This is a genomic window from Ferruginibacter sp. (genome assembly GCF_028288465.1).
Classification (GTDB): Bacteria; Bacteroidota; Bacteroidia; order Chitinophagales; family Chitinophagaceae; genus Ferruginibacter.
The window spans coordinates 99592-121104 of the sequence record NZ_JAQBNR010000060.1 but is presented as its reverse complement, the minus strand read 5'-3'; the positions used below and the strand labels follow the sequence as shown (position 1 = coordinate 121104).

The window sequence follows — 21513 nt, the reverse complement described above, 5'->3', positions numbered from 1 at the left end:
CTGTATAATGATGCCATTATAACGAGTTTGAAATCTTTCAATTTAGCAAGCAAGCGCTATTATTTGGCTTGCGTACCATACAATTAACAGAGTACATACTTTGCAGACAATCAATGGACTAAAATGGTAAAGCACTTGCTTTTACAAAAATTAGTTTCTATATTTAACCCCTGACCTCCAAACCTGTTAATTACCAACGCTGCTGTTTACTCTACACCACAATTCATACTTGAATTTAATTGTTTCAGGATAGATATATCGCTTGACGTCCGGCGGTATTCTTTCTGGTGACTTTATAAAACGCGGTTTTGATGATCGTGTTTTTCCAGTTTAATACCCCCAATTCCTTCCAAAAGCCCCCACTGAACCCACCGCAACTTTTATTATTTATTATCTAAACTGGCGACAACCCGGTAAGCCGAAAACGGGATGACAGAGTAGGCGGTAAAAAATATGTTATGGCAACACAAAAAAAAGCAGCTCCTAAAGCGGCACCTAAAGTAAAAGCATCTGCAGAATCCATCAGGGTAGTTCCCTTGTTCAACCCAAAAATGGATATTAAACTGGAAGACCTCAGTGCTAAAAAAGAAGACAGTGAATTGTTAACCATGGCGCCACCAACGGCCACACCAAAACTGGTTTACAACCGCGGTCCGCTGATTAAAAACACCAAAGTATATACCATTTTCTGGGGGAAAAACTGGGCTTCCACCGCGGCATTTATTACTCTTAGAAATAACATCAATCAGTTTTTTACCGCCATCCTTACCAGCTCCTTAATAGACCAGTTGGCCGAGTACAGTGTCCCTGGCGCCGCCATTGGTCATGGTAGTTTATCCGGGTCCAAAGTAATTACCAAAGCAGCGCCTAAAATGCAGATCAATGATTCATTGATCCGTACCACTTTGTCAGGCTGGATTACAGCTGGTATAGTTCCCCCGTGGGATGCCAATACGCTCTATTTTATTTACATGGATAAAGGTGTAAAAGTTACGATGGGCGGCAGCAGTTCCTGCACTTCTTTTTGCGGATATCACGATGCTATCAGCGGCAAAAAATATTACGCGGTGATGCCATTTCCTTCCTGCTCCGGATGCCTGGGTGGAATGAATGTAATGGACGCCATCACCGGTACCAGTTCGCACGAATTGTGTGAAGCTATCACAGACCCAGTGCCACCAACCGGCTGGTATGACAATGCACATGGAGAAATAGGGGATATCTGCGCCTGGAAATTTAAGAGCGTAGCCGGATACAACGTACAACTGGAATGGAGCAATAAGGCAAAACAGTGCGTTTGATTGAACTCTGTTTTCTGTTCCATTTCAATCATTACAAACACCGGCCAATGCTATACTGATATCCGTCAACCAATTTTATACATCCTGTTGCCGCAAGGCAGTACTTAAAAAAGCATTTTAAACCAACACAATATGAAAAGAATCATTTTTAGCGGTATTTTTTTACTGACTTTTTTTTCTGCAGTTACCATCAGCAGTTGCAGCTCCATCGCTCACTTCGACCAGGTAGCCTACTCACAAATGACGGCTGTTGAATCGGATGCGCTTTCGATGATGGACAAAGCAACAGAAGATTATGCCATTCACAAACAGGAAGTGGATGTTATCTCCAACAGAATTCAGCAGGCTTACCTGTATGATAAAAACCGCCCGAAAAATAGAATAACGGAAGAAATGTGGAAGCTGATTATGGACCCCGATGGCCATTTGTATGGTGGCTTTATAGCCCGGTGGAAATCAGAAGGAAAGTTAAACCCTGTATTTATCGCAGAAGCAAAGAAAAAAGTACAGGAAAATTTTGACCGCATTGCACAGCTGGAAAGTAAGAAGATAAAATCGTGAGCGGTGTGGTGAGTGGGGAATGGTGAATAACGATTCGTTAGTGCACTCATTGCTGACAGCTCACCACTCACCCGATACAAAACTCACAGCAATACGAGGTAACCAAAAACATTCATCAATAAATTATTTCTTATGGCAAGTCAAGTTGATTTCGCAGACATTTTTAAACAACTGAAAACAGGCGTTGTGTCACTGGCTAAAAGTACCGTGTCAACCTATTTGAATGATGCAAAAACAGATGGTCAGAATTTACTGGCCGGGATGAAAGATGACCTGGAACGCTGGACCAAACTCCTCATCAGCGGTGACCTTACAACAAAAGATTTTGAATGGCTGGTAAACAGTGAAAAAGATTCGTTCAAAATGGCGGCACTGGAAAATGCAGGACTTGCTTTAATAAGGATTGATCAGTTCAGGAACAGCGTGTTGAACATGATTGTGGATACGGTTTTTAAGTTGGTAAAAGTATAGGAATAAGATATTTTTTTGCCGCATGAAGCCTATTGCCAGTGAACTTCCCGGCGCCTATGGACAATTATTAATTGGCCCAACTGCAATATGAGATGAAAAAAATACTAACGGTTTACAGCCTTATTTTGACTGCATTAATGATGGCTATTGCATCCGGTTGCAATAATGCTTCTTATGAACCTGCAGACAAAGTGCAAACAGATTCAGCGGCTCCGGCTGTTACAGGCGGTCAGGCAAATGATACAGCGAAAATAAGCGATGTTAAAAAGCCAGCACCACCACCTCCGCCGGACAATGCACAAACGAAGCAGCACGATATGGATGAGATAAAGACAAATCCTGTTACCCGACACGATGTCGTTATTCATAGAATTGATACAGCTGTAATTAAGAACGTTCCCGGTACCGATACGGCTACAAAAAATAGGGATAGTGTAAAAAATAATGTTCCAGTTATTGACATCAGCAAACTTAACAATGAAGGTGTGGTAGTTTGGGAATTGCCGGAAAAGATGCGCACATTTATTGAATCATCTGTAAAAGTAAGGATCGCCACCATCGCCAATGAAATGGTTGCAAAGGCAGGAATAGATACTACCAGGAAAAATTCCGGATCAGAAAAAATAGATATCAGCGAAAAGATGAAGGTGACACTGGAGGCCGGTAAAGATTCGGATTTTATTATTGTAGCGAAAGACATCATTCACACGATACCCGGTAAGAAATATGCAGAATGGTTTTGGACCGTTACCCCGCTGAAACCCGGTACCCGCTACCTTATTTTAAAAGTATCGCAGGTCACAGTGGTGAACGGAAAAGAGATACCGGCTGAAGAAAATTCTGTGTTGTCAAAAGAATTTACCGTAAAAGTAACGGCTGCTTACGTGGCATCAACGGTATGGAATTTTATTAAATCCAATTGGGCCATCATTACCGCCATTATTACATTTTTTGCTGGCCTGCTGGTGAGAAACAAAATAAAAGGAGCAAAAGATCAGGCACCCTGATTACCGGCAAAAGTTTTAGTTTAATTATTAAAGAGATACAGTTTCTTTTAAGTTTAAAACCTCGGCAATATGAGCTACCAATTATTAAAACAAGACGTACTTTTTTACCAGCGCTTTTTAAAAGCCAATGGTTTTTACGATGGTAAACTGGATGGACGATGGGGACCAAAAACGGATGCAGCAGATGCGGCTTTTGTTGCAAAAAGCCAGTCGGTTAAAGCTGATTTTGGCGCAGTGGATGCCAAGAGCGAGAGCAACATTGTTACCCTGATACCGGATGCACAGATTGCAGCCAGAAAGTTCCTGGCAATTCTCACCGCTGCAGGGAAAGACATTCGCATACTTTCTGGTACCCGTACTTATGCGGAGCAGGATGCATTGTACAAACAGGGAAGAAACGGCAACACACTCCCAAAAGTAACCAATGCCAAAGGCGGCCAAAGCAATCATAATTTTGGTTTAGCCTGGGATATCGGAGTATTTGAAAATGGTAATTATGTTGGTACTGACAGTAAATACAAAGCAATACCGGCAATGGTTCTACCACAATTGCCCCAGTTGGAATGGGGCGGTAACTGGATTAGTTTTAAAGACTTTCCGCATTACCAGCTGAAGTCTGTTTCTGATAGTGTGGCGGATATAAGGAACCTCTTTGAGAATGGGACAGCATATGTGTAACACTCCCGTTTCCTTTTTATGCTTCCCTGGTACAACAATCAATACAATAAAAAACTCCTCAGATGAAAATAAAAAATTTGGCCATTCAAGGCGAAAAGCAGGCGGCCGTTCCTGAAGCGCCGGCTAACCTGACCCCACTTGCATCTTATAAAATCAGCGGCAGCAACAGGGACCTTGCAGAGACCCACACCATTGACCTGAACGATAATGATAAACTGCTTGAATTTATTTTTGAGGATGAGACCACCTGGCTGTGCGATGGCGCCACATTGCATGAATTGTTCCCGGAAGCAGAAGACCCTTCCAGGTCTGTTGGGGATGCATTTATAATACCCGCCACTATCAAAACTGCTGAAAGCGACCGCGGCATATTTGGTGACATCGCGTTAAAGATTTTAAATGTTTTTGTAAAAAATAAAATTTATGACGGCGTAGCAAACATCGCATCCAAACTGGAAGATAAACACCTCGGTGGCGCGGAAGGATTGTATAAGGTAGATGCCGGTTTTAACTTGTCTCCCTTTGCAAAAATTGTTCCCAACAAACCGGTACTGCTTTTTATTCATGGCACCAACAGCAGCACCACAGGCGCTTTCAGCGAGCTCGCCAAAGCCGATGTATGGAATTTTATTTTCAGTACTTACGGAGATAATGTGCTGGCTTTTCAACACCGTACGCTTACAAAAAGCCCCCTGCAAAATGTACTTGATTTAATAAAGCAATTGCCGGACACGGAAGACCTGCACATCATCAGCCATTCCCGCGGTGGAATTGTGGGTGACATTCTATGCCGTTACTGCAGTAAAAAAGAAGGTTTTTCTTCCGTCAATATTGACCTGCTTAAAAAAGAAAAGGGCCGCGACAATGACATAGAAACCATCAAACAATTGAACACCAGTTTTTTAAACCGCAACCTGAAGGTGAAGAAGTTCGTTAGGGTGGGTTGCCCTGCAGCGGGTACTAAGCTGGCATCTAAAAAACTGGAGCATATTTTAAATGTGCTTTTCAATTTGTTTGGCGGGGCGGCAAATCCTTTTGCCGATATTTTAAAGGAACTGATTGCAGAAGTGATACGGACCAAAGATGATGTTAGTGTATTGCCCGGCATTGAGGCGCAAAGTCCCGATTCTCCTTTTATTAAAATACTCAACGACCGGTCTGATGACATGGCCATTGATGGCAGTTCGCTGGCGGTTATTTCTGGCAACGGTACAACCAGTATCAGCTTTAAAGGCCTGCTCGTAATTCTGGGAAAATTATTTTACTGGCAGAGAAACGACCTGGTGGTGAACACCGATTCGATGTACCTCGGTGCCAACAGAACAGGCAATATCCAGTACTTTTTTGACCAGGGTGGAGATGTAGATCACATCAAATATTTTTTAAACAATAAAACAAGGGAGGCGCTTTTTCTGGCGTTAAAAACTGCAGATGGACAACCCATACCCGGCTACAACGCAGTGCCACAGCACGAAATACCTGCAAGTGACCGCGGTGAGGTAAGAGGATTTGAACATGGAGAGTTAATGCCTTACCCCAATGTGCCTTCCGGCAAAAAGCCCATTGTTATTTTGTTGCCGGGTATCATGGGCTCTAACCTTTCCCGCAATGGGGATAAAATATGGCTTGCGTATATCAAGTCGGTATTCGGGGGCCTTACGGATATGTTACAGGTAGATGATAAAACAATTACTGCTACTTCGCTGATCAAAACATCTTACAAAAGACTGGCCGATCGGTTATCGTATAAGTATGATGTAGTAGTTTATCCGTTCGACTGGCGACGGCAATTGAATGATTGTGCCAAAGACCTGAATGATACGATCACAGGATTGCTTAAATTCAATCAGCCTATCAAAATGATCGGTCACTCCATGGGCGGTTTGCTGATAAGGGATTTCATTATCAACCACGATGATACCTGGAAGCAACTCAATGCCTCCAAAGGCTTTAAAATTTTGTTCCTGGGGTCTCCGCTGGGTGGCTCCCACAGAATATTGACCGTACTGTTTGGCATGGATTCCATCATCAATTCACTCAACTTTTTAGACCGCGTGCATACCAAAAAAGAATTGCTCGAAATGTTCTGCGCTTTCCCGGGTATACTAAGCCTGCTGCCACTCTCAACAGATAAGGACAATGACTTTGCAGACCCTGCCACCTGGGAAAGTATGCGGAATGCATTGGGAGATGGTGGATGGCCGCTGCCCGGAAAATCTTACCTGGACACATTTAAAAACTACCGCGATAATATCATCGCCAAAAGAGATGGCATTGATTACAGCAACCTGGTTTATATTGCCGGTAAAGATAAGGCCACGCCTTGCGGGTATTACAACGATGTGATACCGCCCCGCACTGAGCTGGTGTTTTTGGTAACAGGCGAAGGAGACCAGAGCGTAACATGGGAAAGCGGAATACCACAACAACTGATAGATAAAAAAGCAGTGTATTATGTTAATGCCAGTCACGGAGCGCTGGCCAATGAACCTACCATTTTTGATGGTATTGAAGAAATACTGGAAACGGGGGCTACTACTTTGTTGAGCACGGCAAGGCCATCCGTTAGAGGCGATGCAAAGGTATTTCGTATGCCGGAAGTGTACAACTTTGATGTGTCAGAGCGCGGGCTGGAAGCGGCTGTGTTTGGAAACAGTGAAGACAATGAACCTATTGCCAGCCAGGTGCCCATTGCGGTTTCTGTCAGCAACGGCGACCTGGCATATGCATCTTTCCCCGTACTTGCCGGACACTTTAACAATGACGGTATTTTATACGCAGAAAAATCCATCGATTGCAATTTAAACTGGATGCTTTCGGCACGCCATAAACTCGGCTTATATCCCGGTGAAATTGGTACGAATTCGCTGGTATTAAGCAATGGCGGGGCATATGATTTTGCCGGTGCCATTATTGTCGGCCTCGGCGATCCGGGGAGTTTAACAGCCTACCTGCTTACGAAAACAGTTGAGCAGGGGGTAGCCAAATACCTGCTGCATATTAACAATGGTGATGCGGCAACTAACCAGGAAATAGGTATTTCTGCATTAATTATTGGTAGCGGGTATGGCGGCCTGTCCATAGATAGTTCCATTAAAGCGGTTATCGAAGGAGTAAATATTGCCAACAGTAAAGTAACAGCGGTATTTAAAAATACAGTCAAAACCATCCAGCGCATTGAGTTTATAGAATTGTTTGAAGACAGGGCGCTGAGTTGTATGTATGCCATCAGCAAGCTGGAAAGCAAGGATAATAAGGCCTTCAATGTACGCATAGGCAGCAAAAAAATAAAGACGTTGTTTGGTTCTCAAACCCGGTTGATTACCGATCCATCAGACGAATGGTGGAACCGCATTACGGTAAGGCTCAAAAAAGTAAAAGAAGGTACCAACGATGTGCAAAGTTTACTGTTCAGTGCCAGTACGGGTGATGCAAGGGAAGAAGAAAGAGAACTGTTCAGCAGTACGCCGCTGATTGATTTATTCATTGACCAGGTATCCACACAAAACAACTGGAATGCCTGTGCTGCCAAAACAATCTTTGAGCTGATGATACCGAACGAATTTAAAGAGCGGTTGAAGAAGAAAGGCAATATCAGCTGGATACTGGATACCGACACGGCGGCTTATCCATGGGAACTGCTGCAGTACAGTACGGCAAACGCAAAGCCCTTGTGCGTGGATGCAGGCATGATACGGCAACTGGCAACAACTGACTACCGCGTTAGCATTAAAAGGGTAGCGGGCGAAAAAGCGCTGATTATTGGCGATCCTTTATTGAACGGTTTTGTTAACCAGTTGCCCGGTGCTGTGAAGGAAGCTAAAGCTGTAGAGACGGTGCTTTCAAACAACGGCTATATAAAAACGTCGCTCATCAACACCAGCGCGGCAGAAATTATAACCAGCTTTTTTTGTGATGATTATAAAATCATCCACCTTGCCGGGCATGGCGCTTTCAATCCGGCATCACCAAGGCAGTCAGGAATGGTAATTGGTAACGGGGAGTTTTTAACAACCTTTGATATTGAGCAAATGAGTACCATACCCGAGCTGGTTTTTGTTAACTGCTGTCATTTGGGTAAAACGAGTGGGGTAGATGAAAAGTTTTTTGAGCAACGATATAAGCTTGCCGCTAATGTTGGTACAGAGTTGATTCGCATTGGCGTAAAAGCAGTGGTGGCAGCAGGCTGGGCAGTAAATGACGATGCAGCGATGGATTTTGCACAAATATTTTATGCACGTATGTTTGGCGGCTATAGTTTTGGCGACGCGGTGAGGGATGCACGTTCCGCTATTTATGAAAAATATCACCAGGATAACAATACCTGGGGAGCTTACCAATGCTACGGGGATCCTTTTTACCGGCTGGTGAACCGCACAGACGGAAAAAAAGAGAGCAAACGCAATTATTTAATTGCCCGGGAAGTAGAAATTGATTTGCATAACCTTCGCAACAGCCTTGATATTAAGAGCACCAGCTGGAAAGATACAATCGACCGGCTTGCATTGATTTCAACTGCAAAAGACAAAGCTGAAATTCAGAGTTCAGAAATTACTGAAACGGAGGCTGCCATTTACTTTGAACTGGCGGAATATAAACTGGCGATTGAAAAATTTGAAGCCCTTAAAAACCAGGAAGATGCAACCTTCTCTGTGTCATCGCTTGAAAAGTACTGTAACGCCCGTTGCAAAAAATATGTGGAGGATTTTAAAGCAGGTGCAAAACCGGCCGAGCTGATCACGAAGCTGAATAACATAATCGGTGAACTGGATGAATTGCTGAAAATAAATGCCACGGCAGAGAGAAAGGTTTTGCAGGCGAGTGCCAGTAAAAGAAAAGGGCTGATTACAAAAGACCCTGCTGCAAAATTACAGGCCTACAAAGATGCTATAGAATACTATTCGCAGGCCGTTGCTATTAATAAAAATGCGTCGTATGCGTTTAACCACATGCTGATTTTTGCGAGTGCTTTATACATGATAGAAAATACCGTGGCTAAACAAATGAAGTATGGCGATATGACGAAAGCACAAGTGCTGAAAGCGATTGCCAACAGGAAAAAAGCGCTGCAACTGCCTTACCGAAATATGGATTACTGGGATATTATTGACGAAGCTACTTATGATTTATCCCACTTATTTTTAGATAAAACGGAGGCACAAAATGAGGAAAAATGGGACAGCGTGGAAGATCGCTTTCGCCGCATCTGGCGTAGCGCGGGTTCTTTGGGAAAGAAGAAAGCTGAACTGGAAAATTTTGAAATTGTCTCAGATATGTTGTCGCTTTCAACAGACAAGGCGGTGCTGTTTTACAAAGAAAAAATTGATGGCATTAAGGAAAGACTTGCAAAGGAGGTAGTGAAAAAATAATGCTTTAAAATTGAAGGATATTTTGTTGGCGGGGCCGGATAAGATTTATGATCATCCGGCCTTTTTTATGATTACTCTTCTTGAATTTTTAGATATGATTATGCGGTTATAATTTTATTTGTATTTTACAATATGAATACCAGCTGGCGCATCCCGTTACTTTTTATTGGTACCATCATCATGTTTGTGGTGATGGGCAAAACCAGTGCTCCGCTAAAGACATCTGCGAAGTATAAATATCGTATGCCTTGAACTTGCTTACAACAGTGAAAAAGCAGATGATATTTTAAAAGATTGGGGAAGTGCTAATATTGAGGTAGCTAAAATCAATACGTATTTTGACTTTATTTTTATCTTTTGCTATGCACTCTTTTTATATTTTACCAGCGAAAAAGCAGCCCGCATTACAAATAGCAAAGTTGGAATGAGTATTGCCCGGGGAACCTTGTGGGCGGGCATTTTAGATATAATGGAAAATGCCGGCATGCTCATTACATTGTCCGGCAATGGTTCTGATGCGGTTGCTCTTGCAACTGCTTTTTGTTCTGCAATAAAATGGGTGCTGGTAGTTATTGCAGTAGTGTATTTGCTGGTGGTTATATTGCAACTGCTATTTAATAGAAAAATAAATTTGCTTTTTATCTGAAGGATTTATTCCCATCAATCATTTCAACTTACATTTATATCTATATTCATCTCCGGGATTTTTCAACAACCTAATTTATTGCACATGAAAACACGCTTCATTTTCTCCATTATATTATTTATACACTACTACAGTCATGCCCAGGATGCCGCTACAAAGGCGGATTCGTTGGTAAGTGCTTACGCCAGGTTATACCAGTTTAATGGTGCTGTGTTGGTGGCCGAAAATGGTACAGTGTTGTTAAATAAAGGATACGGCTATCGCAATGTTTCAGATAAAATATTAAATACTGAGCAGAGTATTTTCCAGCTGGGGTCTGTTACCAAACAATTTACAGCAGCAGTAATTTTAAAATTGCAGGCAGAAAAAAAGCTGAGTGTAACCGATCATCTGAATAAATATTTTCCAGACTATCCCAGGGGCGACAGTATTACAATTGAACAGTTGCTGACACATACCTCCGGCATTTACAATTATACAAATGATGAAAAGTTTATGGCCAATGAAATTACAAAGTCTACTAACCGCGAAAAGATAATGGCGATGTTTAAAGATAAGCCGCTGGATTTTTCACCGGGTTCCAGCTGGAGTTATTCCAACAGTGGTTATGCATTGCTGGGGTATATAATTGAAGCAGTCACCAAACAACCTTACGAGGCAGTGGTGCGGAAATATATTTTTACACCTTTAAAAATGACGCACAGCGGATTTGATTTTACGCATTTAAAAAGCAATGATAAAACCACGGGCTACTTCAAGTTGACTGCAAAAGAAAGTGCCCCAGCGCCTATTGTTGATTCAACCGTTGCTTTTTCTGCCGGCGCCATTTACTCTACCACCGGCGACCTTTACCTGTGGCACAAGGCGTTGGAAAATTATAGCATCCTTACGAAACAACAGCAGGAAAAAGCCTTTACGCCATTAAAGGAGCATTATGGCTATGGCTGGTTTATTGACAGTACTGAAGGAAAAAGAAGGGTTGGGCATGGTGGCGGTATTCATGGCTTTGTTACCAATGTATCCCGGGTGCCGGCGGATGATATTTGTATTGTATTGCTGAGCAATGCATCGGATGGAACATTGAATGATATTACAAAAAGCCTGTTCGCCATTTTATATAATAAAGAATATGTTTTGCCAAAAGAAAAGCCGCACATGCAATTGCCGGAAGCCACGCTGAAGCAGTATGAAGGTGAGTATGAAATTAAGCCGGAACTGCATGTTGTAATGACGGTGAAAGACGGGGAACTGGTGGCATCACCTACAGGCCAGCCAGACAATGTGATGTATGCTGAAAAGGAAGATTCATTCTTTTTAAACCAGCCCGATATTCAAATCAACTTTACAAGAAATGATAAAAAAGAAGTAGACGGCTTTATCCTTCACCAGGGTGGCGCAACCATTCCCTGTAAAAAAATTAAATAAAGTTCATTAAGCGGCATCATGATTTTACGTCCCGGAATTTTATTTGTTTTATTAATTGAGTTGAATATCTTGACAAGGAACATGAGGCTATCTTTTATACTTTGGCACATGCAGCCGGGATATTTAATCCCTTTAACTGTGCACGGATGCTTTTCATACGATGGAAGGAAATTCTTTGAGGATTCGAAAGTCCGATCTCAGTTTCCGATATTTTCCGTTTTCTTTGCAACGCTTATTACTGACACTAATAATTAATTCAACTGAAATGCCTGTCCAGAATATTCCTGAAATTTTTATTGCGAAGAAAAAATCTTTACCCGACCTATTGGTGCATGATTACAGGATGACGGAAGATGTGGTAAAAAACAAGGCGAACCTGAGCGTTAATATGTTCAGTTTTTTACAGACGGGGCAAAAGCACATTCATTTTGCAAACGTGTCTGTGGCTGTTAATGAAAAGCAATCCATCCTGATAAAACATGGCAACTGCCTGTTTACAGAATTGCTGAACCATGAGCAGGTGTATTATTGCAAGCTGTTTTTCTTCTCTCAAAAAATACTGGACGATTTTCTTACTAAACACAAATACAGTTTCGTAGGCTCCAACGGCTCCGATAAAAAAGATGCACCTTTTTTTGTGATTGCCAACGATGAATACATCAACCGTTTTATCAGCTCACTGGCCGCTGTTACCCAGCTGATATCCACTACCGGTCAGCATTTGCTGGCAGTAAAGTTTGAAGAGATTATGCTTTACCTGGTATGCAAATATGGGCAACCGTTCATCCGGTACCTGAATGCATTGGCTAAATCCGATCAGCGGTCGTTGCTGAAAAAGACAGTGGAAAATAATGTGGTCACAGCATTGAAAATCGGGGAAATCGCTTTCTTGTGCAACATGAGTCTTTCCACATTCAAAAGGGCTTTTACAAAGGAGTACAATGAAAATCCCGGTAAATGGTTACAGAAAAAACGGCTTCAAAAAGCGCTTGAATTATTAAAAGACAACAACCTAAAGCCTTCAGAAATCTTTCGGGATTTTGGATATAAAAACCTTTCCAACTTTAGCACCGCCTTTAAAAACGAGTTTGGCATTAGTCCGAGGGAAGTACCTTCAACATAATCTTTTCCGCGTTATTGGCCATGCCCGATCCGTCTGCCACGGGTTTATAATTGAACTTTTTTCATAAGTTTTTGAGCTTTATAAGTAACCGGCCGCTGTCTGCTTATTCTATATTTGCTGTGTTTAAAAATCAACTCAAAAAAAATAATTGATGAACATTACGTTAGAACAGGCAGAGAAAATGATTGCCGCTGCAAAGACAAAAGCTACTGAACTGGGAGCTAAGATGAATATAAGCGTGGTGGATGGCGGTGCCAATATACTGGCATTTGCGAGGATGGACGGTGCCTGGTTAGGTTCTGCCGACATTTCATTGAAAAAAGCAAAGACTGCCCGCTTCTTTGATATGAATACCGGTATTATTGGAAGCTTATCACAACCCGGTGGTTCTTTGTATAATATCGAGCATTCCAATGGCGGCCTGATTACTTTTCCGGGAGGAGTTCCGGTGATCAATGTTTCGGGAGAAATTATTGGGGCTATCGGCGTAAGTGGCAGCTCTGTAGAAAATGATCACCTGGTAGCTACAGCAGGCGCAACAGCAATTTGATTACAAGCGGTGGTCAATTATAATGGGCTGCCCTTAAAAGGCAGCCCTTAGTTTTCTTTAAATGAGAATATAATACCAGGCTCTGATTAACAGTCAGAGGTCTCAGCATCTAAAAAAATGATTTCGTTACATGGGCTTTTTGGTCATCGGGTCTTTCTTCATACCGCTTTTCACTTTACCATCCATGTAAACACAATCCCCGTCCTTCAATTGTCTGCTCGTTCCGTCTTTCATTTTAACAGATCCGTCAGTACCCACAACAGTTCCATTGGTCATGGTCATTTCCTGATCCATCGCCGTGGTTTCTCCTCCTTTCATTACCATCATTTTGCCATCTTTCATCATTACACAATCTTTCATTGACTTCATGCTGCCCATATGGTGCATTTTATCTTTTGCTTTTGTGGTGTCCTGGGCTGTGGCAATACTCGTGCAGGCAATTGCTGCGAAAAGAAGCATCGTTAACTTTTTCATTGCTATATTTTTTTTGGGGTGAATTAATGTTCATTCTATAACCAAAAGTTTGCCAAACTTAACTTCTGTGGCTGCCCAAAAAATTATTTGTGCCGGCTTTAAGATTGGGATAGGTTAGCGGGCTTTTAATTGCTATGTTTGCTAAAACCCCGCAAGCGAAGTGGAAATAGCAATCATTCAATACGAACAACAATATGCCGCCGATTTTAAAAAGCTCAACCTGGAATGGCTGGATAAATATTCGCTGACGGAAGAGGCCGATATGAAAGTGCTGAATGATCCTGAAAAAGAAATCCTGGTCCCCGGCGGATGCATCTTCCTCGCAAAAGCGGGTGATGACATCGTTGGTTCCTGTGCCCTGATTCCAGAGGGACAGGATGAATATGAACTGGCAAAAATGGCTGTGGCGCCTGCCTTCCAGGGCAAGGGCATCAGCAAAATGTTGCTGGAAAAATGCCTCGAAGAAGCTGTCAATAAAAAAGCCAAAAGAATCTTCCTGCTTTCCAACAGCCAGTTAAATACCGCCCTGACTTTATATGAAAAGTATGGCTTCCGGCATATACCCGTCACCGGTTCACATTATGTGACAGCCGATATAATGATGGAGAAAACATTATAGCATAATTCTCGCCCCGGCTTGTAAATTGAAATGCTTAAATGCCGGATTTTAAAAAATCATCAATTCTTTTTTTCTGCCGCAGGTGATGCCGGAAATGGATATCCACAAACTGCAGCCATTCTGTGGCGCTAAAATAATCTAACCCGGGATGTTTCGTCTTGCCTTTAAACTTACTTGCAGCAATCCGGGCAGCGAGGTCATTCATTTCACCCTTAAATTTTTACCAGATTATTTACCAGGTGCCCTTTACTTGCTGGCTGCGGAATCAATGCATTCGAAGGAGCTCCTTCAATCATGGCATCCGGAAAGGAGTTGTTTAAAAACAGGGTTTTCGCAAACGGAGTTGCTTCTTCTGTTGAATGGTCGTTTGCACCAAGGCATATTCTTATCTGTCCGATATAATAATTGGTATCATCAACAAGGTGCGTATACAATTGCCCCAGTGACCTGCTGTCCGGAGTTGGCTTTGCGCACAACTGCTCAAACGTATACTGCTCCAAAGCTTCTATCCAAAAGCCAATTGTATGATTAAAACTATTCAGCAACATCCTTCATTCATTTTTGTTAAGATAATAAAATCGGCCATCACTTAATCCCTGAGTGCAAAAAAAGATGACTAATTTTACCCCACAATGCAAACTGTTAGTCTTGTTATTTTTGGCGCAATCATTTTATTTACTGCAGTTAAATTACTAAAAAGGAAGGCCATCGTTCCTGTTGCAGCGCCGGCAGATTTCAAGCAGGTTCTTACAGGCCAGGTTCCATTTTATAATCAGCTTTCACCGCCGCAGCAACAGCAATTTCAGCAAAGGATGTTACAGTTTTTGGCGCAGGTTAAAATTACCGGGGTCAATGCTACAGTGGAAGACATCGACCGCATCTACATTGCAGCCAGCGCCATCATCCCTGTTTTTAATTTTGCCAACTGGGAGTATTTTAACCTGCATGTGGTATTGCTATACCCGGATTCGTTTGATGATGAATATAAACAGGCTGGGGGCGGAAGAAACATCCTGGGTATGGTAGGCAACGGAGCAATGAATCATGTAATGATATTATCCCAACAGCAACTGCGCCAGGCATTCACCAACGCATCCGGTAAAGAGAATACAGCCATTCACGAATTTGTGCACCTGATTGATAAAACGGACGGTGATATAGACGGCATACCTGCTTCGCTGCTGGATAAAAAATACATACTGCCCTGGCTGCAGCTGATGCATGCCGAAATCAGCCGCATCAAAACGAATGATTCAGATATCAACCCCTACGGTATAACCAATGAATCCGAATTTTTTGCAGTAGCTGCTGAATATTTTTTTGAACGGCCGGATCTTTTTGCAGAAAAGCATGCAGATTTATTTCAGCTGATGGAAAAAATATTCAGGGTGAGCAAAGAAGAGAGTTAACAAAGTGAGCGCATAGGGGCTTTAATGATTTTTACCTACATTGTTATTTTATTGGCATAGCAAAGCTGCCTTAACCAAGTTATCATTAAATGATCAACACGCAGGATTTACATATTGAAGAGGAGATACGACCGTTGTTTGATTTTACCTACAATAGTTATTCGGGCGCTGAGGTAAAGGATATCCTTACCAAAACGCTCAGCTCAAAAGAAGCCATATTCCGGCGGCAGGAATTATTAAAAGGCTTTATCGCCAACCGCGAAATCCTGAGGGATTATTCTTATTACCGGTTTAACCTGGCAGAGATATACGAATTCCTGGAGACGATTTTTGTTGGTTCCGTATCTACCCGCAACATGCGGCTAAAGTTTATGTTTTCTGATAAAGAACGGGAGAAAAAACGAGGCAAACTGATTTTGCTTGTCCGCCTTTTTTATGCCATTAATACAGATTATTTATCAAAGATTGATACAAGCGTTTTTCCGGCGACCTATGCAGCTGAATTGGAAGAGTTGAAGAAGTTCTTTGCGTCATTTGACCTGGAGCGTTATGAAACTGCCTTCAATAAAAATAAATTCAACACCAAACATATGGTGGAGCTGATGCTGATTATCACCCAAAAAATCGGCAATGGAGAATCCGCCGCTTTTTGGAAGAGATGGTTTTTGTTTGAAGCCTACCTGTCTGTAAGTACCGGTATTACCACGTACGGTTTTGTGTTTCCTGTTTTTGACGATGCCCAGTTTTCACTTGCAGAATTTTATCATCCTGTATTGAAAAAGCCGGTGAAGAACGACATTACAGCCCGGCACAATGTGATATTGTTAACTGGCCCGAATATGTCTGGTAAATCTACCCTGTTAAAAGCGGTAAGCATATGCGTTTACCTTGCTCATGCCGGCCTTGCGGTACCCGCTGCAAGAGCTGCGATGCCGTTTTTCAGCACCATTTCTGTAGCCATCAATCTTACCGACAGCATTGTAAGTGGTTACAGTCATTTTATGTCAGAAATTATTACACTTAAAAATGTGCTTTTGGAGGCGAAGAATGACTCAAAATGTTTTGCTGTTTTTGATGAATTGTTCAGAGGCACTAATATTGAAGATGCGCTGGAAATAAGCACGGCCACCATTAAAGGCCTGACGCATTTCCCCAATTCGTTATTTTTTATTTCCACCCATCTTCACCAGTTGAAAGACATGGAAGAAATAAAAACCAACAAAATAAATACCTGTTACATAGAATGTAACCTGGCCGACAATATTCCCGCATTTACCTACAAATTAAAAGAAGGTTGGAGCGACTTAAAATTGGGGCGTATCCTGTTTGAAAAAGAAGATTTAAACAGGTTGCTTGCCAGGTAAATAATTGACAGAAAAATTTATTTTAGCTGGCGGCATTTGCTGATTGAAACAGAATGTATTCACCCTGATAATACCCGCCTCAGCAGCGAATTTTCTTGCCTGTTTTGTTAAAGCTTTTTTAAAAAATTTGCCCGCCACTTCTTACGTCGATGCATTTAAAATTCCCTTTGTTATTGAAAAGTTATTTGCTGTTTTTGATTGCAACTTTTAGCCCCTTTTTGCGTCTATAATGGTAAATAAAAAAAGGAGTATTTATGAAAAAGTCATTAATTGTGATGGTGGTTTCGTTACTGCTGGTGGGTTCCGTTTCTGCACAGCACATTCGCGGTGGCGGTCATTATTATGCGCCCCGGACCCGGGTGATTGTTTCCGGTGGCTTCTACCCCTATTATGGGCTTGGCCTCGGTGGTTTTTATCCATATGGTTTATATCCGCCTAATTATGCTTACAGCAGGCCTTCAAAAATGACGATGCAGATAGAAGACATAAAAAACGATTATGCAGATAAAATCTGGTCGGTAAAGCATGATAAAAGTCTGCCAAGAAAAGAAAGAAAAGCCAAAGTACATGAGCTGAAGGCAGAGCGGGACGATGAAATAAACGACCTGAAGCGAAATTATTACAAGCACTGAGTTTTCTCAGTAGGCAAATAGTAAAAAAGCAAACCACACCAGGGTTTGCTTTTTTATTTTTAACTATCTGATAAGTTTAATGCCGTTCGCCATCCCTTTTGTTTTTATTGATCTCAGGACGTGGCGCAGGCCTTGATTGTATGGCGGGCCTTGTTGGTTTTGTTACTGGTCTTGTAACCGGTCTGGTTACAGGCCTTGGTGTTACGGGCCTCGTAACAGGTCTTGTGCCAGGTTGTACCGGTTTTGTTACCGGCCGTTCTATCGATGGCCTCGCCGGGTTAACTGGTCTTGTGATAGGTCTTGGTTTATCAACGGGCTGAGTGGGCAGGCGGTTACCTCCGGGGTTTCGTTTGTTGAACAGTGCAACACCCTGTTGCCTGGTTTCCGGTTTTGCATAGGTGTTTCTGTAAATACCATTTTGCCGGTTGTTAAATACTATTACTGAATGCACACGGCGCTGGTTGAAATAAAAATCATTCCAGCGATTATAGCGGTACACCGGCCAGCGGCGATAGTAACCAAAGTACCAGTTGTTCCAGTTACTGTGATAACCCCAGTAGGCATGCCAAAACAATGGCCGCCATGGATGCCAGTAAGATGGGTAATAATTCCAGTACCAGGGTGAGCGCCAGATGGTGTAAGTGGGCAGATAAATATACCGCACCATTGGCCAGCTGGCTATAACAACGGTAGTGGTTTTCTGTACGGGGATTGATTGCCCGTCAACCACAACAGTGTTGCCTGTATATCCGGGGTTGGGCGTTTCTGTTGCAGTAATATTGTGGTCTGCATTGGGCTCAATGATGTAATCTTTACCGTACAGTTCTTCATCGCCTATCAATTGTATCTGCACTTTTCCATCCGGATCTTTTTGTACGGTAAACACGGCTACATCTTGTTTTTCCGTAGCGCTTACATCTACCTGCAGCACGATGGTATGTACATCGCCATCGGTGTTATCAATTACTTTTATGTAATCGGTTTTGTTATCGCCATTCAGATCAAGGTTATTGATTTCGCTATTTTCTTCATTGAGTTTTCTTTCAAAACCTTCCAGCGTTTCCGACTCCTGGAACAGTTTTAATACCGCAAATAAATTAAGGTTATCGCCGGGCAAGTCCAGCTTGTCTTCTTTATCCTGGGCAAATAGTTTTGCGGGCAATACAAATGAAAGCAACAGAAGTGGGAGGAGTAACTTTTTCATATTGGTTATTTTAATGGATGTGTTTGCATTGAGTGCATTGTCTTAAAGCGTTTACATTTTAAACCAGTGCATTTAAAATTTAAAATTGTATGTGAAGGAAGTCGCTTCTACCGCAATACAAATTTTCTTCGCATCTACGCTTAGATAAAAGTTCAGTAAAGTGACACAGTACAAGAGTGCGACGCCACTAATGTTAAATAGCAGTACCAAAGCCCGGCCAAAAATCATTTTTATTCTTAACTGCTAGATCGGAAAATCAAAATCAAAAACAAATTTTTCTGCTTTAGGCAACGGTTTACGCGGTAATTTTTCGTTGCGCATGGCCGTGTTATACACAAAGGCAGCCACAACTGCTGCGGCTTGCTGAAGATCTTCAATGCTCAGGTGATCGTATGTATCCATATTGCTGTGGTGCGTACGGGTTTCGTATTCCAGCGGATCCTGTATAAACTGAAAGGCCGGTATGCCAACCGCATCCAATGAAATATGATCAGTACTGCCGGTATTACTTGCCGTGATACCGGTTGCACCCATCTCTGCAAAAGGCGCCAGCCAGGCTTTAAAGATGTCTCTAACGGCCTCATTGTTTTGCAAATAAATACCGCGGATTTTTCCTGAGCCATTGTCCAGATTAAAGTAGGCGGAGATTTTTTGCTGCTCTGGTTTTAACTGCATGGTAGCCGGATCGCCGAAGTGTTTTTTTACATAACCGAAAGAACCGAACAAGCCCTGTTCTTCGCCGCCCCACAAAACGATGCGGATGGTGCGGCGGGGCTGTATGCCCAATGTTTTTAAAATGCGGATGGCTTCCAGCATTACAATACAACCGGCGCCGTTATCAGTTGCACCGGTACCGCCTGCCCAGCTATCCAGGTGGCCGCCGAGCATTACCACTTCGCTTTTTAATGTCGGATCGGTGCCCGGTATTTCAGCCACCACATTGTAACCTGTAAGGTCCTTGTTATAAAAAGTATTCTGCACATTCATTTCTACTTCCACCTTTTTATGGTCCTGCAATAAGCGCATCATTTTTAAATAATCTTCCCTGCTGATTTTCATCGTAGGTAAAGCAGCCTCGAAGCCTTTGGCATAGCCTGCACCACCGTCCACAAACACAGTTCCGTCCCGGTTTCCACGGCTGCTGAGTACCAGACCTGCAACTCCTTTTTTAGCCAGGTACAAGGTGGTGTAATAATCTTTTTTAATCATGGGCAGATATTGTTCCAATTGCTGCCGGGTGATCATGTAATCGTCGGGCAGGTTATTCAGCGCTGTATCTGCATACCTTGTTGCATACGGCTTGAAGGCATCGGGGATATTATTGGTACTTGGTTTTATCATCACGATTTTTCCTTTTAAAGAAGCGCCTGCTTTATCAATCGAGGCTGAATCCAATTCATCCAGCATGATCAATTCGCTTTTGATTGGCTTGCCGGTGCTTTTACACCAGGGAACGGGGTAAGCGATGATGTTTTCATAGTAGGGAAGTTTCATGGCAAGGGTTGCCTGTTCATTGCTCCAGCCTTTTCCAAATTCACCCCAGGCTTCGCGGCCGGCATTTTGCAGTCCCCATTTTTTGCAGGTGGCTGTTACCCAGTCCAGCGCCCGGTTGTAGCCCGGTGAATTGGTTAAGCGAGGACCAATTACATCGGTGAGGTTGTGGGCAATCATCACAATCTGTGAGTTGTTTTTTTCTTCGGCTTTTATTTTTTGCATCATCGCTGTATCCACTATTTCCTGTGCGATGGCAATGTTAACAGTATACAGCATTGCTGTAAATGCGATCCATTTTTTCATGTATAAATGTTTGTTGTATGAGCTGTGGAGCAGGAGGTAATCTACACTCAAGTTAAGGCTTCGGGGTTTATTTACAAAGTGGTTTTATTTTGTAAAACAGGAATTAATTGTTGAAATCTGACGTCACCAGATAAAGTGGATTGTGTGCATTAATACAGCGTAGCCGCGACAACAACTGGCCAGGAATAATAACAGAGAAATAATTGTGGTCAAATTTTATCGATCAATTTTTTTCTTTGTCTTACAAAATAAAGCAGGTAAGGCACAAGCAAAACAAGTTCCAGCCGAAGCCCGGAACCTGCACGTCCTGAGAAAATCAATGGTACAATCATTACATATATGCAGATTAAAATACCTGTCGCCGCATCAACAATGGCAAGCAAATCAGCCCATTCTTTTCTTGTTAAAAGTCCGAATGCAACGAGGCCTTTTAATATGAATAACACGCTTATTAAAAGACCGGTGAGTGACAATGGACCATTGGCAACCAGGCCATATAAAGAGAGCATCATTTCCACTCCAAAAAAGCTAAGAACGAGTAATATAAATGCGGAGCCGCCGGTTAATAAAAACAGCCAGCTGCAAGCCCTGACCCACCAGGGAAGGATGCGGGTGCTTTTTATCAATTCAATTTCTTCAACAAACGAGTCTAATTGGTTTTGTTCGTTTTCATGCATGGCCTGGACAATTATTATTGGTAGTTGAAGATAGGGAAAAGTTGATTGTGGGATAATAAATAGCAGCGGGAAAAGATCAACAAGAATACAGTAAAAATTGTTTTTGGTTGACTTGCTAAGGCAGTAATTCTCTATCGCTAATTGATATGCTTTGCAATTGGCCTCAATACACCATATCTACATTTCCAAAAAAAATGTATATTTAG

The 21513-nt window shown here is 42.3% G+C and carries 20 protein-coding genes; 14 read left to right on the top strand and 6 right to left on the bottom strand.

Going from position 1 to position 21513, the window contains the following annotated elements; genetic code table 11:
* Positions 1-458: 458 nt before the first annotated feature.
* From JWR61_RS23365 to JWR61_RS23320, 10 genes are all read left to right on the top strand, one after another.
* Entirely contained in the window at positions 459-1301 is an 843-nt protein-coding gene (locus JWR61_RS23365) for a hypothetical protein (protein ID WP_301930121.1), read from the top strand.
* A 132-nt stretch (positions 1302-1433) separates the two neighbouring features.
* Complete coding sequence (locus tag JWR61_RS23360; protein WP_301930120.1) at positions 1434-1862, top strand: hypothetical protein; 429 nt, start codon at positions 1434-1436, stop codon at positions 1860-1862.
* Positions 1863-1994: 132 nt separating this feature from the next.
* The gene (locus JWR61_RS23355) at positions 1995-2333 is read left to right on the top strand and encodes a hypothetical protein (RefSeq protein ID WP_301930119.1); all 339 of its coding nucleotides are present in this window, start codon (positions 1995-1997) and stop codon (positions 2331-2333) included.
* A gap of 92 nt (positions 2334-2425) precedes the next feature.
* Positions 2426-3340 carry a hypothetical protein gene (locus JWR61_RS23350; RefSeq protein WP_301930118.1) on the top strand — a complete coding sequence of 305 codons (915 nt, stop codon included), beginning with the start codon at positions 2426-2428 and terminating at the stop codon, positions 3338-3340.
* A 69-nt stretch (positions 3341-3409) separates the two neighbouring features.
* The gene (locus JWR61_RS23345; protein ID WP_301930117.1) at positions 3410-4018 is read left to right on the top strand and encodes a M15 family metallopeptidase; all 609 of its coding nucleotides are present in this window, start codon (positions 3410-3412) and stop codon (positions 4016-4018) included.
* Positions 4019-4080: 62 nt separating this feature from the next.
* Complete coding sequence (locus tag JWR61_RS23340) at positions 4081-9387, top strand: CHAT domain-containing protein (protein WP_301930116.1); 5307 nt, start codon at positions 4081-4083, stop codon at positions 9385-9387.
* A 424-nt stretch (positions 9388-9811) separates the two neighbouring features.
* Positions 9812-10033 (top strand): hypothetical protein, encoded by a 222-nt coding sequence (locus JWR61_RS23335; RefSeq protein WP_301930115.1) that lies wholly within the window; start codon positions 9812-9814, stop codon positions 10031-10033.
* Positions 10034-10117: 84 nt separating this feature from the next.
* Entirely contained in the window at positions 10118-11458 is a 1341-nt protein-coding gene (locus JWR61_RS23330) for a serine hydrolase (RefSeq protein WP_301930114.1), read from the top strand.
* A 265-nt stretch (positions 11459-11723) separates the two neighbouring features.
* Positions 11724-12581, top strand: coding sequence for an AraC family transcriptional regulator (locus JWR61_RS23325; RefSeq protein WP_301930113.1), 858 nt, complete (start codon positions 11724-11726; stop codon positions 12579-12581).
* A gap of 151 nt (positions 12582-12732) precedes the next feature.
* Positions 12733-13131 (top strand): heme-binding protein, encoded by a 399-nt coding sequence (locus JWR61_RS23320; RefSeq protein WP_301930112.1) that lies wholly within the window; start codon positions 12733-12735, stop codon positions 13129-13131.
* Positions 13132-13257: 126 nt separating this feature from the next.
* On the opposite strand, the gene JWR61_RS23315 is transcribed toward JWR61_RS23320, so the two are convergent.
* A complete protein-coding gene (locus tag JWR61_RS23315; RefSeq protein WP_301930111.1) occupies positions 13258-13605 on the bottom strand; it encodes a DUF6799 domain-containing protein in 348 nt (115 codons plus the stop codon).
* Between the two features lie 160 nt (positions 13606-13765).
* On the opposite strand from JWR61_RS23315, the gene JWR61_RS23310 reads away from it, so the two are divergent.
* The gene (locus tag JWR61_RS23310; RefSeq protein ID WP_301930110.1) at positions 13766-14224 is read left to right on the top strand and encodes a GNAT family N-acetyltransferase; all 459 of its coding nucleotides are present in this window, start codon (positions 13766-13768) and stop codon (positions 14222-14224) included.
* A gap of 34 nt (positions 14225-14258) precedes the next feature.
* On the opposite strand, the gene JWR61_RS23305 is transcribed toward JWR61_RS23310, so the two are convergent.
* Together JWR61_RS23305 and JWR61_RS23300 are read right to left on the bottom strand one after the other, a co-directional pair.
* Positions 14259-14429: a hypothetical protein gene (locus JWR61_RS23305; RefSeq protein WP_301930109.1), complete on the bottom strand. Its 171-nt coding sequence runs from the start codon at positions 14427-14429 to the stop codon at positions 14259-14261.
* Between the two features lie 7 nt (positions 14430-14436).
* Positions 14437-14772 carry a hypothetical protein gene (locus JWR61_RS23300; RefSeq protein ID WP_301930108.1) on the bottom strand — a complete coding sequence of 112 codons (336 nt, stop codon included), beginning with the start codon at positions 14770-14772 and terminating at the stop codon, positions 14437-14439.
* Positions 14773-14856: 84 nt separating this feature from the next.
* Here JWR61_RS23300 and JWR61_RS23295 point away from each other — a divergent pair, with 84 nt between their 5' ends.
* The 3 genes from JWR61_RS23295 to JWR61_RS23285 all read left to right on the top strand — a co-directional run bounded on the left by JWR61_RS23295 (position 14857) and on the right by JWR61_RS23285 (position 17629).
* Positions 14857-15633 (top strand): zinc-dependent peptidase, encoded by a 777-nt coding sequence (locus tag JWR61_RS23295; protein ID WP_301930107.1) that lies wholly within the window; start codon positions 14857-14859, stop codon positions 15631-15633.
* Between the two features lie 89 nt (positions 15634-15722).
* Positions 15723-16997: a hypothetical protein gene (locus JWR61_RS23290; RefSeq protein ID WP_301930106.1), complete on the top strand. Its 1275-nt coding sequence runs from the start codon at positions 15723-15725 to the stop codon at positions 16995-16997.
* A 254-nt stretch (positions 16998-17251) separates the two neighbouring features.
* A complete protein-coding gene (locus JWR61_RS23285; protein ID WP_301930105.1) occupies positions 17252-17629 on the top strand; it encodes a hypothetical protein in 378 nt (125 codons plus the stop codon).
* A 76-nt stretch (positions 17630-17705) separates the two neighbouring features.
* Here JWR61_RS23285 and JWR61_RS23280 read toward each other — a convergent pair whose 3' ends face one another.
* The 3 genes from JWR61_RS23280 to JWR61_RS23270 all read right to left on the bottom strand — a co-directional run bounded on the left by JWR61_RS23280 (position 17706) and on the right by JWR61_RS23270 (position 21307).
* The gene (locus JWR61_RS23280; protein ID WP_301930104.1) at positions 17706-18833 is read right to left on the bottom strand and encodes a hypothetical protein; all 1128 of its coding nucleotides are present in this window, start codon (positions 18831-18833) and stop codon (positions 17706-17708) included.
* Positions 18834-19076: 243 nt separating this feature from the next.
* Complete coding sequence (locus JWR61_RS23275) at positions 19077-20630, bottom strand: M20/M25/M40 family metallo-hydrolase (protein ID WP_301930103.1); 1554 nt, start codon at positions 20628-20630, stop codon at positions 19077-19079.
* Positions 20631-20839: 209 nt separating this feature from the next.
* A complete protein-coding gene (locus JWR61_RS23270; RefSeq protein ID WP_301930102.1) occupies positions 20840-21307 on the bottom strand; it encodes a hypothetical protein in 468 nt (155 codons plus the stop codon).
* Between the last annotated feature and the right edge of the window lie 206 nt (positions 21308-21513).

Excerpts from the sequence above, each read along its gene's own strand:
- JWR61_RS23335 (WP_301930115.1), top strand. The coding sequence starts at position 9,812 with ATGAGTATTGCCCGGGGAACCTTGTGGGCGGGCATTTTAGATATAATG.
- JWR61_RS23315 (WP_301930111.1), bottom strand. The coding sequence starts at position 13,605 with ATGAAAAAGTTAACGATGCTTCTTTTCGCAGCAATTGCCTGCACGAGT.
- JWR61_RS23350 (WP_301930118.1), top strand. The coding sequence starts at position 2,426 with ATGAAAAAAATACTAACGGTTTACAGCCTTATTTTGACTGCATTAATG.
- JWR61_RS23340 (WP_301930116.1), top strand. The coding sequence starts at position 4,081 with ATGAAAATAAAAAATTTGGCCATTCAAGGCGAAAAGCAGGCGGCCGTT.
- JWR61_RS23360 (WP_301930120.1), top strand. The coding sequence starts at position 1,434 with ATGAAAAGAATCATTTTTAGCGGTATTTTTTTACTGACTTTTTTTTCT.
- JWR61_RS23300 (WP_301930108.1), bottom strand. The coding sequence starts at position 14,772 with ATGTTGCTGAATAGTTTTAATCATACAATTGGCTTTTGGATAGAAGCT.
- JWR61_RS23280 (WP_301930104.1), bottom strand. The coding sequence starts at position 18,833 with ATGAAAAAGTTACTCCTCCCACTTCTGTTGCTTTCATTTGTATTGCCC.
- JWR61_RS23295 (WP_301930107.1), top strand. The coding sequence starts at position 14,857 with ATGCAAACTGTTAGTCTTGTTATTTTTGGCGCAATCATTTTATTTACT.
- JWR61_RS23330 (WP_301930114.1), top strand. The coding sequence starts at position 10,118 with ATGAAAACACGCTTCATTTTCTCCATTATATTATTTATACACTACTAC.
- JWR61_RS23320 (WP_301930112.1), top strand. The coding sequence starts at position 12,733 with ATGAACATTACGTTAGAACAGGCAGAGAAAATGATTGCCGCTGCAAAG.
- JWR61_RS23270 (WP_301930102.1), bottom strand. The coding sequence starts at position 21,307 with ATGCATGAAAACGAACAAAACCAATTAGACTCGTTTGTTGAAGAAATT.
- JWR61_RS23325 (WP_301930113.1), top strand. The coding sequence starts at position 11,724 with ATGCCTGTCCAGAATATTCCTGAAATTTTTATTGCGAAGAAAAAATCT.
- JWR61_RS23345 (WP_301930117.1), top strand. The coding sequence starts at position 3,410 with ATGAGCTACCAATTATTAAAACAAGACGTACTTTTTTACCAGCGCTTT.
- JWR61_RS23355 (WP_301930119.1), top strand. The coding sequence starts at position 1,995 with ATGGCAAGTCAAGTTGATTTCGCAGACATTTTTAAACAACTGAAAACA.
- JWR61_RS23275 (WP_301930103.1), bottom strand. The coding sequence starts at position 20,630 with ATGAAAAAATGGATCGCATTTACAGCAATGCTGTATACTGTTAACATT.
- JWR61_RS23365 (WP_301930121.1), top strand. The coding sequence starts at position 459 with ATGGCAACACAAAAAAAAGCAGCTCCTAAAGCGGCACCTAAAGTAAAA.
- JWR61_RS23285 (WP_301930105.1), top strand. The coding sequence starts at position 17,252 with ATGAAAAAGTCATTAATTGTGATGGTGGTTTCGTTACTGCTGGTGGGT.
- JWR61_RS23305 (WP_301930109.1), bottom strand. The coding sequence starts at position 14,429 with ATGAATGACCTCGCTGCCCGGATTGCTGCAAGTAAGTTTAAAGGCAAG.
- JWR61_RS23290 (WP_301930106.1), top strand. The coding sequence starts at position 15,723 with ATGATCAACACGCAGGATTTACATATTGAAGAGGAGATACGACCGTTG.